The sequence below is a fragment of the Sphingomonas sp. R-74633 genome (genome assembly GCF_013416555.1).
Taxonomy (GTDB): domain Bacteria; phylum Pseudomonadota; class Alphaproteobacteria; order Sphingomonadales; family Sphingomonadaceae; genus Sphingomonas.
On the sequence record NZ_JACCFG010000001.1, the window covers coordinates 550,779 to 565,095 of the forward strand.

At 67.9% G+C, this 14,317-nt stretch carries 10 protein-coding genes; 4 read left to right on the plus strand and 6 right to left on the minus strand.

Features of this window, described 5'->3' with window-relative positions:
- Positions 1-8 precede the first annotated feature (8 nt).
- Positions 9-758 carry a phosphodiester glycosidase family protein gene (locus tag HZY97_RS02685; RefSeq protein ID WP_180140322.1) on the minus strand — a complete coding sequence of 250 codons (750 nt, stop codon included), beginning with the start codon at positions 756-758 and terminating at the stop codon, positions 9-11.
- 115 nt (positions 759-873) lie between these two features.
- Between HZY97_RS02685 and HZY97_RS02690 the strand changes: the two genes are divergently transcribed.
- The gene (locus HZY97_RS02690) at positions 874-1,290 is read left to right on the plus strand and encodes a hypothetical protein (protein ID WP_180140324.1); all 417 of its coding nucleotides are present in this window, start codon (positions 874-876) and stop codon (positions 1,288-1,290) included.
- Between the two features lie 135 nt (positions 1,291-1,425).
- Here HZY97_RS02690 and trpE read toward each other — a convergent pair whose 3' ends face one another.
- Together trpE and HZY97_RS02700 are read right to left on the minus strand one after the other, a co-directional pair.
- Complete coding sequence (trpE, locus tag HZY97_RS02695; protein WP_180141613.1) at positions 1,426-2,910, minus strand: anthranilate synthase component I; 1,485 nt, start codon at positions 2,908-2,910, stop codon at positions 1,426-1,428.
- Positions 2,911-2,917: 7 nt separating this feature from the next.
- A complete protein-coding gene (locus tag HZY97_RS02700) occupies positions 2,918-4,852 on the minus strand; it encodes a peptidylprolyl isomerase (RefSeq protein WP_180140326.1) in 1,935 nt (644 codons plus the stop codon).
- Positions 4,853-4,974: 122 nt separating this feature from the next.
- Between HZY97_RS02700 and tpiA the strand changes: the two genes are divergently transcribed.
- Entirely contained in the window at positions 4,975-5,727 is a 753-nt protein-coding gene (gene tpiA / locus HZY97_RS02705; RefSeq protein ID WP_180140328.1) for a triose-phosphate isomerase, read from the plus strand.
- On the opposite strand, the gene HZY97_RS02710 is transcribed toward tpiA, so the two are convergent.
- A complete protein-coding gene (locus HZY97_RS02710; RefSeq protein WP_180140330.1) occupies positions 5,699-7,072 on the minus strand; it encodes an MFS transporter in 1,374 nt (457 codons plus the stop codon). The two genes, tpiA and HZY97_RS02710, sit on opposite strands and share 29 nt — an antisense overlap.
- A 128-nt stretch (positions 7,073-7,200) precedes the next feature.
- Between HZY97_RS02710 and HZY97_RS02715 the strand changes: the two genes are divergently transcribed.
- Positions 7,201-9,126, plus strand: a complete 1,926-nt coding sequence (locus HZY97_RS02715; RefSeq protein WP_180140332.1) for a bifunctional diguanylate cyclase/phosphodiesterase — start codon at positions 7,201-7,203, stop codon at positions 9,124-9,126.
- Positions 9,127-9,277: 151 nt separating this feature from the next.
- Here the strand turns inward: HZY97_RS02715 and HZY97_RS02720 are convergent, their stop codons facing one another.
- Positions 9,278-10,672, minus strand: coding sequence for a M17 family metallopeptidase (locus HZY97_RS02720; RefSeq protein ID WP_180140334.1), 1,395 nt, complete (start codon positions 10,670-10,672; stop codon positions 9,278-9,280).
- 193 nt (positions 10,673-10,865) lie between these two features.
- On the opposite strand from HZY97_RS02720, the gene HZY97_RS02725 reads away from it, so the two are divergent.
- On the plus strand, positions 10,866-13,298 hold the full coding sequence (locus HZY97_RS02725) for a membrane-bound PQQ-dependent dehydrogenase, glucose/quinate/shikimate family (protein WP_180140336.1): 2,433 nt from the start codon (positions 10,866-10,868) through the stop codon (positions 13,296-13,298).
- Between the two features lie 36 nt (positions 13,299-13,334).
- Here the strand turns inward: HZY97_RS02725 and HZY97_RS02730 are convergent, their stop codons facing one another.
- Positions 13,335-14,237 (minus strand): LysR family transcriptional regulator, encoded by a 903-nt coding sequence (locus HZY97_RS02730; RefSeq protein WP_180140338.1) that lies wholly within the window; start codon positions 14,235-14,237, stop codon positions 13,335-13,337.
- Positions 14,238-14,317: the final 80 nt, after the last annotated feature.

The window sequence follows — 14,317 nt, forward strand, 5'->3', positions numbered from 1 at the left end:
GGAATGCGCTACCTTTTCTGGAGCGCGACGACAATCGGCCCGATCGGTGCCCCGCCGTCGAGGCGGCCCGATACCGGATCCCATAGCCGCGAAACCGCGCCGTCGAGATAGAGCGCGTCGGGTGCGGCGAGCTTGTCGCGGAACAGGCGGGCGAAGCGGCCGAACGACACCGGCTCCTTGCTGATCGCGAACCAGGCGCTGCCATTCATGCCGACGCCCACGGCGTTGCGAACCGTCAGCGACGTGCCGTTTTCGGCGAGCTTGGGATGGAGCTGGCCGCCGATCAGCAGCATCGGCCCCGACTGGGTGGCGAAGCGGACATGGGCGGGCTTGTTCGCGGCGAAATCATCGGTGGTCGCCACGTGCCAGCCCCTGGCATCGCCCCAGAACACGCCGTTGGGCTGCATGTGGAAATTGCCGGGGCCGGGGCGCCGGTTGAGCGGCTTCTGCTCGGCGCCGTCCTCGACATAATAGCCGATCGGCAAACCCGCGGCGTCGAACATGCCCGCGTTCATCGCGAAGGCGATGCGCGGATAGCGCTCGCCCAGCCGCGGCTCGAGCCCGGTAAAGTCGCGCATCGGGCGGCCATCCGCGCCCTGGTCGACCAGCAGCAGATCGTGCTTCTGCGGATCGGCGCGGCACACGGTGAAGCGCGTATCCTCGAAGCTGATGTCCTGGCACGCGTCGTCAATCCCTCCGCGAGAGGAGCAGGCGGCTAGCATCAGGAGGGCGCCGGCAGCGGCGATCGGCCGGATCATGCCTGCCACTTAGGAGGAAATGTCGCCGAGGCAAGCCACGCGCGTGCCTTGGGCTTGCCACAGTAGGGCGGCACGTCCAGCGGCGAGGGGCGTTGTAACGCCAAGAGGAGTGTTCATGATCGTTCGTTTGCTTGTTGCCGCCGCGCTGCTCGCCGGTCCTGCCATGGCGCAGGACAGCAAGCAGTCCCAGGATAGCAGCAGCGGCCCGCCCAAGCGCGTGCGCAGCATCCTGCTCTACGGCAAGGAAGAATGCCCGAAGTCGCAGAACGAGGAAGAAATCGTCGTCTGCGCCAATGCCGGCGAATCGCCCTATCGCATCCCCAAGGCATTCCGCGACAAGCCCAAGGAAGGCCCCGGTGGCCAGGCCTGGACCAACCGCGTCGAGATGGTCGAGGACGTCAACCGTGCCGGCCTGCCGAACAGCTGCTCGCCGGTGGGCAGCGGCGGCCAGACCGGCTGCACGCGCCAGATGATCCGCCAATGGTATCAGGAGCGCCTCGACGCCAAGGCGAAGGCCGCGCAGATTCCTTGAGGTAAAACTCCCGCTCCCTTTGGGAGCGGGAAGGGGCCCGCGAGGCGAAGCCGAGTGGGAAGGGTGAGGGCAGGTTTCTTTCCTCACCCTTCCGCCGCTTCGCGGCTCCCTCCCTCTCCCAAAGGGAGAGGGATCTTACTGCCCGAAGCCCGCTTCGCCGGCCTGGCGGACTGCTTCGCGCGCGGCGGCGAACAACGCGCCCGCCTTGGCCTCGCATTCGCGCTGCTCATATTCGGGCACGCTGTCAGCGACGATGCCCGCGCCCGCCTGGACGTGCATCATGCCATCCTTCACCAGCGCGGTGCGCAGCACGATGCAGCTGTCCATCGATCCGTCGGGCGAGAAATAGCCGACACCGCCGGCATAGGGGCCGCGCGTCTCCTGCTCGAGCTCGGCGATGATCTCGCAGGCGCGCACCTTCGGCGCGCCGCTCACTGTGCCCGCAGGGAAGCCGGCGAACAGCGCGTCGAGCGCGTCCTTGCCCGGCGCCAGCGTGCCGACGACGTTCGAGACGATGTGCATGACGTGGCTGTAGAATTCGACCGTATAGCTGTCGGTCACCTTCACGCTGCCCGCTTCCGCGACCCGGCCGACATCGTTGCGGCCGAGATCGAGCAGCATCAGATGCTCGGCGCATTCCTTGGGATCGGCGAGCAGGCTGGCGCGGTTTTCCTCGTCCTCCGCCGCGGTCTTGCCGCGCGGGCGGGTGCCGGCGATCGGGCGGATCGTGACTTCATTGTCGCGCACGCGCACCAGAATCTCGGGGCTCGAGCCGGTGAGCGCGAAGCCCGGCAGGTCGAGATGATAGAGGAAGGGTGAGGGGTTGATCCGGCGCAGCGCCCGGTAGAGCTCGAAGGGCGGCAGCGCGAACGGCGTGGTGAAGCGCTGGGCGAGCACCACCTGAAAGATGTCGCCGGCGGAGATGTACTCCTTCGCGGCGGCGACCATCTCGCCATAGCGGCCGGGGCGCAGCGCAGGAGTGAGCTTCACTTCCTCGGGCTCGGCGCGGACGGGCGCGGGCAGGGCAGCGGTAGCGAGCTGCGCGGCAACCGCCTCGATCCGCTCGGCGGCGAGGTCGACATCGCCGCCCGGCCATACCGGCGCGACGAGGAACAGCGCATCGGCGAGCCGGTCGAACACCAGCACCACCGTGGGGCGCACGAACATCATGTCGGGCACGCCGATCGGGTTCTCGGGCGGGCGCGGCAGCTTCTCGACGAGGCCGACCGTCTCATAGCTGAAATAGCCGACCAGGCAGGCGAGCGCGCGCGGCAGTTCGGCCGGCACTTCGGTGCGGCAGCGGGCGGCCAGCGCGCGTAGCGCATCGAGCGCAGGCTCGGCACAGGGCTTGAATGCCTCCCGGTTGGTCAGCCATTCGGGGTTGATCGCAGCTTCGTTGCCGGTGGCGCGGAAGACGAGGTCGGGCGCCAGCCCGATCAGGCTGTGGCGCCCGCGGACCGAACCGCCCTCGACCGACTCCAGCAGGAAATCGCCGCGACCCGGTTCGATCAGCTTGAGTGCGGCGGCGACCGGAGTCTCCGTGTCCGCGATCTGACGCCGCCAGAGCAGCGCCGGCCGCCCCGCGGCATTTGCCGCGCGGGCGGCTTCGATCCCCTCGATCACCGGCTTAGCGGACGCCCTGGCGCGTCAGATCCGCGCGCAGGCGGGCGATCGCCGCTTCGTTGCGCGTGATCTTCACGTCGCCGCGCACCGCACGGATGAACTGGCGGGCATATTCGGCACCGACCTGCTGCTGCAGCGCGCTGCGCATCCCCGCCATGGCGATCGGGTCACCCGACGCGTCATGCGGCTCCACGGCGTCGACATAGACGATGTAATAGCCCTTGCGATCGGGTGCCTCGAGCATGCGCGCCTTCTTCGGCAGCATGCTGAAGGCCAGCTTGATGAACTGCTCCTTGTCGCCGATTTCCTGGCGCTTGAAGTCGAACGGCTTGGCGGGCGGGCCCTTGGCGCCGGCATCGGCGAACGCCTTGGCCAGCGGCACGCCCTTGTCCATCGCCGCGACGACCTGGAGCGCGGCGGCCTTGGCCTTTTCCAGCGCCTTGTCGACCAGATAGTCGGTCTTCACCTTGTCGCGCACGGTGGCGAGCGGGCGCGGCGCGGCGGGCACGACCTTGTCGAGCGTCACGATCGCGAAGCCGCCCTCCTGCGAGACCTGGACGATCTGCGGCTCGTCGCCGACATTCTCCGCCGCGAAGCCACCGCGCATGATCGCGACCATCGCGGGGTCGGGCTTATAGGCTTCGTTGTCCGGATCTGTGCCCTGCGCGGTGAGCGCCGGGGTGGTCTGCGCGGTCAGCTTGGCATCGGCCAGCAGCTCGGCGAAATTCTTGCCGTTGCCCGCGCCGTCCTCGATCTTCTGACGGATAGCGGCCAGTGCCTCCGCGGTCTTGCGCTGGGTGATCTCGGTGGCGAGTTCGTCATGCGCCTGGGCGAGCGACTTGGCGGCGATCTTGTCGATCTTCTCGACGACCAGGATGTGCCAGCCGAGCGCCGACTTGATCGGGCCGACCGCGGCGCCCTGAGCCGCGGCAAAGGCGGCGTCGGCGATCGCGGCGCTGGTCTGGCGGGCCAGTTCGGGCTTCTCGACCGCGTCGAAATTGGTCGCCTCAAGGCCGGCGGCCTTGGCAGCGTCGACCAGCGTCTTGCCGCCCTTCACTTCGCCGGCGACCTTGTTGGCGGTCGCCTGGTCGAGCACGACGAGCTGGCGCACGCTGCGCTTCTCGGTCGCGGCATAGCGCTTGCCGGCCTTGGCGAAGGCATCGGTGATCTCGGCTTCGGTCGCGGTCTGCTGGGCACGAATCTGCTCGGGCAGGATCGAGGCGAAGCGCACGACGCGGCGCTGCGGCACCAGATAGCGGGCGCGGTGGCTGACATAATAGGCGTTGAGCGTCTTGTCGTCCGGATCGGCGCCCGGATCCATCTGGGCGGTGTTGATCAGGCCGACCAGGCCGGTGCGGCGCTCGAGCAGCAGCGAGGCATAGGGCGCGACCACGCCGTCGGGAATTTCGCTGCCGATCGTCGCGCGGTTGACCAGCCAGTTGCCGTAACGCTCTTGGGTCAGGCTCTCGCGATAGGTGGCGGGGGCAAGGCGGTTGTCGGCCAGCAGCTTCTCGAACGCCTGCTGGTTGAACTTGCCGTCGATGCCCGCAAAGGACGAGTTGCTGGCGATATCGCCATCGATCAGCTTCTTCGAGACCTGCATCCCGTTCTTCTGCGCGAATTCCACCAGCGCGGCGGAATTGATCATCTCGTCGATCGCGATCTCCAGCCCGCCCTGGGCGAGGAACTGCTCCATCGTCACATTCTGGCCGCCGCGCTGGGCGTTGCGCAGGAAGCGATCGATCCGGTCCTTCACATCGGTGTCGCTGATCTTCTGGCTGCCCACGGTGGCGAGCGTGCTGCTCGAGGCGCCGTTGCCCATGTTGCGGACGCCGGTCACGTCACCCGCGGCGAAGGCGATCGCGATCAGGCCGAGGAAGATGAACACCGCGATCAGGCCGTAGCGCGACTTGGTGAAATTGCGGAAGAAGCTGAGCATGAAGGGCCGATCGTTGGAAGGATTTGGGGCTGCTTTAGGGGGCTATGTCGCGGCCATCAAGCTTGTGCGAACGCCCGCGCCTGCTATCCGCGACCGAAATAAACACAAAATCGGAGGTTGGGGTGATGCGGCGCAAGCTGGTGGCCGGAAACTGGAAAATGCACGGGCTGCGCGCGCAGCTGCCGGAGATCGAGGCGATCGCGGCGGCGGCGGGGGCAAACCCGTCGGTCGATGTCGCGCTGTGCGTGCCCTATACGCTGATCCATCCGGCGGTGCAGGTCGCTGGCAGCCTGCCGATCGGCGCGCAGGACCTGCACGAGGCCGACAAGGGCGCGCATACCGGCTGCATCTCGGCACCGATGCTCGTCGAGGAGGGCGCGACGCTCGCCATCGTCGGCCATAGCGAGCGCCGCGGCGACCAGCATGAGACCAGCCACGACGCCTATATGAAGGCCGCTGCCGCCCACCGGCACGGCCTGCGCGTGATCCTGTGTTGCGGCGAGCTCGAGGCCGAGCGCGCCGCCGGGCGCGCCGAGCGCATCGTCCAGTCGCAGATCGAGAAGTCGCTGCCCGATGATGCCGATCCGAGCTGGCTGACGCTCGCCTATGAGCCGCGCTGGGCGATCGGCACCGGCAAGACGCCGACGCCCGACGAGATCGCCTCGATGCACGCGATCATCCGCGCCAAGCTGCGCATGATGATCGGCGATGCCAAGGCGGACGGCGTCCAGATCCTCTATGGCGGGTCGGTCACCGGCGCCAATGCCGCGCAGATCCTTGCGCTCGACAATGTCGATGGCGCGCTGGTCGGCGGCGCGAGCCTGACCGCCGAGAAGTTCGTCCCGATTATTGCGGGGGCTGCTTCGGTTTCCTGACCTCACCCAGGGTAAGGAACGCCGTCACGCCCGACAGGGCAGCTGCGGCGGCGCCGACGAGCGCGCCGCCGTGGAAGGCGCTGACCAGCCCCGCGCCTGCCGCTGCGATCACCGCGCCGGCGATGGCGGTGGCGATCAGCCCGCCGGTCCGCGCGATCGCGCTGTTGAAGCCCGATGCGGTGCCGGTGTGCCGCTCGTCGACCGAGGCGAGCACCGCGGTGGTGAGCGGCGCGGCGACGCTGGCCATGCCGATCGCGATCGCCAGCACGCCGGGGAATATCGAGCTCCAATAGGACGCATCCGCCTCGACGCGGAGCAGCAGCGCGAAACCGAGCGCGACGATCATCGGTCCGATGGTCAGCGGCCAGCGCGGGCCGATCCGCGCAGTGACTTTGCCCATCACCCGGCTGGCGATTCCCATGCCGAGCGGCATCGGCAACAGCGCGAAGCCTGCATGGAGCGCCGAATAGCCGCCCGCCTGGATCAGCACATAGGGCAGGAGCAGCAGCACCCCGCCGAGCGCGCCGTAGAGCAGGAAGGTCAGCAGCGTCAGCCCGGCAAAGGCGCGCGAGCCGAACATCGCCACCGGCATCATCGCCCGGTCGCCGCGGTGGTGCTCGATCCACAGGAACAGGCCAATCGCGGCGAGACCGGCGGCAAGCCCGATCGCCACCGTCGTATCGATCGCGTGGTGGCTCGACCAGATCGTCAGCGCCCAGGTGAGCGCGCCCAGCGCCAGCGTCGCTGTCAGTGCGCCGGGCAGGTCGAGCGGCAGGTCGCCCTCGGCGCTTTCCTCGACATAGAAAAGCGCGATCCCGATCGCGGCGAGCGCCACCGGCACATTGACGTAGAAGATCGCCCGCCAGCCGATCGCATCGACCAGCCAGCCGCCCAGCGGCGGCCCGACGGCCCCGGCAATCGCGCCGATCCCCGCCCAGGTGCCGATCGCCTTGCCGCGCGCCTCACCGGTAAAGGCATGTCCGAGCGTCGCCAGACTGTTGGGCAGCAGGATCGCCGCGCCGATGCCCTGCACCGCGCGGGCAGTGAGCAGCAATGTCAGGTCCGAGGCGATCGCGCAGGCGATCGAGGCAAGCGTGAAGATCGCAATGCCGAGCACGAGCGAGGCGCGACGCCCGAACCGGTCTCCTGCCGCGCCGCCGATCAGCAGCAGCGCCGAGAGCGGCAGCATGTACGCGTTGATCGTCCATTGCAGCTCGGCGGGGGTGGCGTGCAGGTCCGCGCCGATCGCCGGCAGCGCGACATTGGTCACCGATCCGTCGATGAACGCCAGGCTCGAAGCGAGGATGCAGGCGGCCAGGGTCAGGTTGGGATGTTTGGCCGCCATCGCGCAGGCGTAGCAGAGCCGGGCGCAGACGGGGAGGGCGAACGGCGCGGCCGGTGCATTTGCCCGCCAATCTACTGAAATTACGGAATCTTCCGCTGCCCGGCCATGCCGCCTTGCTATATATGGATATGCTGAGGCTCACGCTTCCTGCCCTGCAAGAAGACGGCGACTGGAATCGCGCGATTCTGGTTGAGCAATTTGCTGCCCTGCGCAAGCAGGTGCCGCTGATGTACGCGATGATGTTCGTCGATGCGACGTTCCTCGCTTTCGCGGCCTATGGCACGGTCAGCCCGTGGTGGAGCCTGGGCATGCCGACGCTGCTGGGCCTGCTCTCCGCAGCGCGCGCGATATTCTGGTTGCGCCGCCGCAGCTTCACGCCCCGGCCGGAACTGATCCCGCATTTCCTGCGCGGTACCATCGTTGTCGCCGCCGTGCTCAGCCTCGGCTTCGGCGGGTGGGGCCTGCTCCTCTACGCCCAAGGCGACCTGGTCCGCCGCGCCTGCATCGCGCTCTACATCTTCATCGGCGCGATCAGCTGCTGCTATTGCCTTCAGTCGGTGCCCCGCGCCGGCCAGGCAGTGGTGGTGTTCGGCGCGGCGCCCGTCACGCTCTGCCTGCTTTTCGCCGACGACTGGTTTCTGCGCGGCCTGGGCTGCAACATCCTGCTGGTCGGATTCGTCGTGCTGCGGATGATGCGCAACAGCCATGCCGGCTTTGTCGAGATGCTCGCCTCGCGCTCGCACATGGTCGCTGAGCAGGAGCGTGCGAAGGGCGCCGAGCAGCGTGCGCACCAGCTCGCCTATCACGATCCGCTCACCGGCCTGCCCAATCGCCGCGCGCTGGCCGAGGCGCTCGAGCAGCGCACCACCCCCGCGGGCGATGGCGCGCCGCTCGGGCTGCTGATCATCGACCTCGACCGCTTCAAGTCGATCAACGACGTCCATGGCCATCCGGCGGGCGATCAGCTGCTCCGCGACGTCGCGGCGCGGCTCAGCAATGTCGTCGGCGAGCAGGGGACAAGCTACCGGCTGGGCGGCGACGAGTTCGCGGTGATCATCGACGGCGACGGCGACGCCGCCCGCCGCGTGGCGCACGCCATCGTCAACGCGATGCTGCGCCCCTTTGCCGGGCCCGAACTGGTCCATCACATCGGCGCCAGCGTCGGAATCTCGCTCTACCCGCACGACGCGCTCGACCTCGACACGCTGATGCGCCGCGCCGACATCGCGCTCTACAAGGCCAAGCATAGCGGGCGCAGCCAGCATTGCGCGTTCGAGCCGATGCTCGACGCCGAGATCCGCCGCCGCGCCGAGATCGAGCGCGAGATGCGCGAGTCGATGGGCCGCGACGCGTTCGTGCCGCATTATCAGGCGATCGTCTGCCTCAAGAGCGGCGACGTGGTCGGCTATGAGCTGCTCGCCCGCTGGCGCCGCGACGGCGAGGAGATCGGCCCCGAGCAGTTCATTCCGATCGCCGAGGAATGCGGGCTAATCGACACACTGATGCTCCGCCTGCTGCGCCGTGCCTGCCAGGAGACGCGCGACTGGCAGGTGTCGATCTCGATCAACGTCTCGCCGACCCAGCTCAAGGACCCGTGGTTCAGCCAGAAGCTGCTGGCGGTGCTGGTGCGCGAGCGCTTCCCCGCGCGGCGGCTCACCATCGAGATCACCGAGAATGCGCTGATCGTCGATGCAGAGAGCGCGCAGGAGGCGATCGCCTCGCTGCGCAACCAGGGCGTGCAGCTGGCGCTCGACGATTTCGGTACCGGCTATTCCTCGCTCCAGCATCTCCAGATGCTGCCGTTTGACCGGCTGAAGATCGATCGCTCGTTCGTCGCCGCGATGGGCCGCGATCCGCAGGCGATGCGGCTGGTGCTGGCGATCGTCACGCTCGCCAACACGCTTGGCCTGCCGGTGGTCGCCGAAGGGATCGAGACCGCCGCCGCTGCACAGACTCTCACCCAGCTCGGTTGTGCGATGGGGCAGGGGTATCTCTTCGGCCACCCGATGTCCGCGGCGGACATCGTGGCGGCCCGGGAAGCCAGCGCGGCCTGAGTTTCTTCACTCCCCTCCCTGCAAGGGAGGGGTCGGGGGTGGGTTGCGAGCGTAGCGAGCCCAACGACGCACTTCGGAAAAAGAAAAGGCCGGGCATCGAGCCCGACCTTTTCTAACCCACGCCCCTCCCTAAGAGGGAGGGGAATTGGCGTTACTTCGCGTAGCGGTCCTTCAGCACCTTCCACACCGCGCGCAGGCTCACGGCCTCGGCGCCCTTGGGGCGGCCCGGCTTGGCGCTGCCGTTCCAGCAGAAGATGTCGAGATGCGCCCATTGCGCCTTCTCGGGCACGAACTCCTTGAGGAACAAGGCCGCGGTCAGCGCGCCGCCGAACGGGGCCTCGGCCGCGTTGACCATGTCGGCCACGTCGGACTTCAGCATCTCCTTGTACGGATCGTAGAGCGGCAGGCGCCACATCGGATCCGCCTCTGTCTCCGCTGCGGCCATCAGTTCGCTGGCGAGCGTATCGTCATTGGCGAACAGCGCCTGGAGGTCGGCACCCAGCGCGACGCGGGCAGCGCCGGTGAGCGTCGCATAGTCGATCACCAGCTCGGGGGTCTTTTCCTCGGCCTTGGTCAGCGCGTCGGCGAGGATCAGGCGACCCTCGGCGTCGGTGTTGCTGTTCTCCACCGTGATGCCCTTGCGCGAGCGCATGATGTCGCCCGGGCGCGTCGCTTCGCCGTTGATCGAATTCTCGACCGCGGGGACGAGCATGTGCAGCCGCACCGGCAGGCGCGACGACATGATCAGCTCGGCAGTGGCGAGCGCGTGCGCCGCGCCGCCCATGTCCTTCTTCATCAGCCGCATGCCCGATGCGGGCTTGATGTCGAGGCCGCCGCTGTCGAAGCAGACGCCCTTGCCGATGATCGCGATCTTGGGATGCTCGGGATTGCCCCATTCGATCTCGATCAGGCGCGGCTCACGGCCCTTGCCGGCAGCCTTGCCGACCGCCCAGAGCAGGCCATAGCCCTTCTCGATCTCGTCGCCCTTCACCACGGTGAGCTGGCCGCCATAGGCCTTGACCAGATCGGCGGCGGCAGCCTCGAGATCCGCCGGGCCCATGTCATTGGCGCCGGTGTTGATCCGGTCGCGCAGCTTGTAGGTGGCATTGGCCATGCGCACGGCTTCCTCGATCCGCGCGACATCGGCGGTGAGCAGCACGCGCGGGCCGACCGGGGTCTTCTCGTCCTTCTTGTAGGTGTCGAACTTGTACTGGGCGGCGAGCCAGCCATGGAGCGCCTTGCCGGGCTCGGCGCCGTCGATGCGGTAGCTGCCCTCGGGCAGCGTCTCGGCGAGCTTGGCGAGGCACCAGGGCGACAGGCGTTCTGCGTTCGCCACGACGGTCACCACCGACCAGTCCTCGGCACCGTCGCCGGGCAGGATCGCGCTGGAATAGGCACTGGGCGCCAGCTTCTGCGCCGCGGCCGCGGTGCGGTGGCGCGGCGGTTGAGCATTGAGCCATGCGTCGAAGCCCTTGGCGTCGATCACATATATGGTGCGGGCGGGCTGGCCCTTGTCGGGCTGAACGAGCGTGTTGAGATCAGGCATGTGCCCTGATCTAGGTAATGGGGGCGGCGAGGGCTAGGGGGATTTGGCCCGATTTCTGTCATTCGGGGCCAGGATGGGGCGATCGCCGGCGCTCGGGGCTAACCCTTAGAACAACATGAAATTTCCTTCATGATGGAACGCAATCGTTTCGGCCTCGGTTTGTTGGTGTCTGCTTGCAACCGGGAGAAGGGCGATGACCGACACGCGCTACGAGGGGGAACGCGTTCCCTATCTGGAGCCGGTGGAGGTGACGCCCCGACGCAGAAGCATCGCCGCGATGATCGTCGGCGGCGTGATCGCGCTGATCGGCCTGGTCCTTGCCATCGGCGGCGCCTGGCTCGCGGTGCTCGGCGGATCGCTCTATTACGTCATCACCGGCGCGCTGATGGTCTGGTCGGGCGTGCTGTTGATCCGCGGCCGGATGACCGGCGGCTGGCTCTACCTCGCCATCGTCATCGCCAGCGTGCTGTGGGCGTGGTGGGAGTCGGGCGCCAATCCCTGGGCGCAGGTGCCGCGCGTGATCGCGCCGGTCGTCCTCGCCATCGCCGTGATCCTGGTGCTGCCGACGCTGACCACCGCGCCGGGCAAGTGGCGACTGGCGGGCGGTGGCGTGCTGGTCGCGCTGGTGCTCACAGTCATCAATTTCTGGGCCGCCGCAGCGGGCATGCCCAATCCGGTGATGATGGGCCTGCCCGCGCCGGGTACGGCGGGCATGATGGATCCCTCAGGCCAGCAAACCGGCGCCGACTGGCCCGTCTATGGCGGCACCACCAGCGCGCGGCGCTATTCGCCGCTGGTCCAGATCACCCCGGCCAATGTCTCGAAGCTCAAGCAGGTCTGGCTCACCCATACCGGCGATCTGCCCAGCAACGCGATGATCCGGAAGACCTATGGCGCGGAGAACACCCCGCTCAAGGTCGGCGACAGCCTCTATATCTGCACGCCCAAGAACATCATGATCTCGCTCGATGCCGCCACCGGCATGGAAAAGTGGCGCTACGATCCCAAGGTGCCGGATGACGCGATCCCGTACACGGCGGCCTGCCGCGGTGTGGTCTATTATGCCGTGCCCAACGCGCCGGCCGAGCAGCCTTGCGCCACCCGGATCATCGAAGGCACGCTTGATGCGCGCCTGATCGCGGTCGATGCCCGCAACGGCAAGCCGTGCGCCGATTTCGGCACCAATGGCCAGGCCGATGCCAAGCAGGGCATGGGCAAGGTTCCCGCTGGCTTCGTCTCGATCAACTCGCCGCCGACGCTCGTCCGCGGCGTGCTCGTCACTGGCCACCAGGTGCTCGACGGACAGGATCGCTGGGCGCCCTCGGGCGTGATCCAGGGCTTCGACGTCGTCACCGGCAAGCTGCGCTGGGCCTGGGACATGATGAATCCGAGCTGGAGCGGCGCGCCGCCGGCGGGCAAGGAATGGGCACGCGGCACCCCGAACATGTGGACGATGGCGAGCGGCGACGAGCAGCTCGGGCTGGTCTATCTGCCGATGGGCAATGCCGCCGCCGATTATTACTCGTCGCTGCGCCGCCCCGAGGAGAATATGTTCGCGACCTCGCTCGTCGCGCTCGACGTGACCACCGGCAAGCCGAAGTGGCGCTTCCAGGCAGTGCGCAACGACGTGTGGGACTATGACTTCGGCGCCCAGGCGACGCTGGTCGACTATAAGGGCGCCCCGGCTTTGGTGCTGCCGTCCAAGCAGGGCGACATCTACATCCTCGATCGCCGCACCGGCCAGCCACTCACCCCGGTAGGCGAGATGAAGGTGCCCGGCGGCGGCGTCGAGCCGGCGCAGCGCGCCGCTACCCAGCGCGTCTCGCTCTGGCATACGCTGCGCAAGCCCGACCTGACCGAGCGTGACATGTGGGGCATGTCGCCGATCGACCAGATGCTTTGCCGCATCCAGTATCGCCAGGCGAGCTACAAGGGCTTCTTCACGCCGCCCGAGGCCGGTCGTCCCTCGGTCGAATATCCCGGCTATAATGGCGGCACCGATTGGGGCGGCATCGCCGTCGACCCGCAGCGCGGGATCATCGTCGCCAATTACAACGACATGCCCAACTATGTCCGGCTCGTTCCGCGCGCCAAGGCCGACAAGCTCGGCTGGGCACCGCGCGACCAGGCCCGCGGCAAGATCGGCGGCGCGGAGGGCGCGGGCGATCCGCAGGCGAACACGCCCTATGCGATCAACGTCAATGCCGGCTGGCGGATGCCGTTCACCGGGCTGCTCTGCAAGCAGCCGCCCTATGGCGGGATCCGCGCGATCGACATGGCCACCGGCAAGACGATCTGGGACCGTCCGTTCGGCGAGGCGCGTACCAACGGCCCGTTCGGCATCCCCTCGATGCTGCCGATCAGCATCGGTACGCCGAACAATGGCGGCTCGGTGGTGACGGCCGGTGGGCTGATCTTCGTCGCGGCCTCGACCGACAATCTGATCCGCGCGATCGACCTGAAGACGGGCAAGACGCTGTGGAAGGCCGTGCTGCCCGCGGGCGGCCAGGCAACCCCGATCGTCTATGAGGCGGGCGGCAAGCAGTATCTCGTCATCTATGCCGGCGGCCACCACTTCATGGAAACGCCGGTGGGCGACGAGGTGGTCGCGTACGCGTTGCCTTGAACAAAGCCGTCATCCCGGCATTCGCCGGGGTGACGGCTATTGCGGATGCGCCTTTACATAGTCGATGAACGCCCGGAGCGGCGCCGGCACCAGCCGCCGTCCGGGATAATAGAGGAACGGCCCGGAGAAGCTCTCCCACCAATCCTCCAGCACCGGCACCAGCGCGCCGCTGTTGAAGCTTGGCCGCAGCCAGTCCTCGAACAGGCTGACGATCCCCGTGCCCGCAGCCGCGGCGTCGAGCATCAGGTCGATCGCGCTGCCTACATTGACGATCAACGGGCCGCTCACTTCGATCGCAATGGCCTCGCCGTCGCGTTCGAACTCCCAGGTCGTCAATCGGCCGCTCGGGAAGCGGGCGCGGATGCAGGCATGATCCAGCAAGTCGCGCGGATGCCTGGGCATGCCGTGGCGGGCGAGATAGTCGGCGGAGGCGCCGGTCGCGAAGCGCTGGATGCGCGGGCCGATCGGCACTGCGATCATGTCCTGTGCCAGCCGCTCGTCATAGCGGATGCCCGCATCGCAGCCGGCGGCGAGCAGATCGACCAGCTCGTCCTCGGCAATAACCTCGAGCTGGATCTCGGGATAGGCAGCCAGGAAACCGGGGATGATCGCCGGCAGCACCAGCCGCGCTGCGACAACAGGCACGTTGAGCTTGAGCGTGCCGGCCGGCCGGTCGCGGAACACGTTGACCACGTCGAGCGCCGCCTCGACTTCGCCGAGCGCCGGGCCGAGCCGTTCGATCAGCCGCGCGCCTGCCTCGGTCGGCGCGACGCTGCGGGTGGTTCGGTTGAGCAGGCGCACGCCCAGCCGTGCCTCGAGCCGCCGCACCGCTTCGCTCAGCCCCGAGGCGCTCGCCCCGGTCGCCCGTGCAGCATCGCGGAAGCCGCCGGCGCGAGCGACCGACAGGAACGCATTCAATTCGCCGAGGTCGAGGTCCATTGTTCGAGATTCCGCACAGCCCGTGCAGATTGTGCCCGGTTATCGTGCGGCGAGGCAAGGGCTAGATAACGGCCACCAGT

Coding starts and splice junctions, on each gene's coding strand:
- HZY97_RS02685 (WP_180140322.1), bottom strand. CDS start 758: ATGATCCGGCCGATCGCCGCTGCCGGCGCCCTCCTGATGCTAGCCGCC.
- HZY97_RS02690 (WP_180140324.1), top strand. CDS start 874: ATGATCGTTCGTTTGCTTGTTGCCGCCGCGCTGCTCGCCGGTCCTGCC.
- HZY97_RS02700 (WP_180140326.1), bottom strand. CDS start 4,852: ATGCTCAGCTTCTTCCGCAATTTCACCAAGTCGCGCTACGGCCTGATC.
- HZY97_RS02710 (WP_180140330.1), bottom strand. CDS start 7,072: ATGGCGGCCAAACATCCCAACCTGACCCTGGCCGCCTGCATCCTCGCT.
- HZY97_RS02715 (WP_180140332.1), top strand. CDS start 7,201: ATGCTGAGGCTCACGCTTCCTGCCCTGCAAGAAGACGGCGACTGGAAT.
- HZY97_RS02720 (WP_180140334.1), bottom strand. CDS start 10,672: ATGCCTGATCTCAACACGCTCGTTCAGCCCGACAAGGGCCAGCCCGCC.
- HZY97_RS02725 (WP_180140336.1), top strand. CDS start 10,866: ATGACCGACACGCGCTACGAGGGGGAACGCGTTCCCTATCTGGAGCCG.
- HZY97_RS02730 (WP_180140338.1), bottom strand. CDS start 14,237: ATGGACCTCGACCTCGGCGAATTGAATGCGTTCCTGTCGGTCGCTCGC.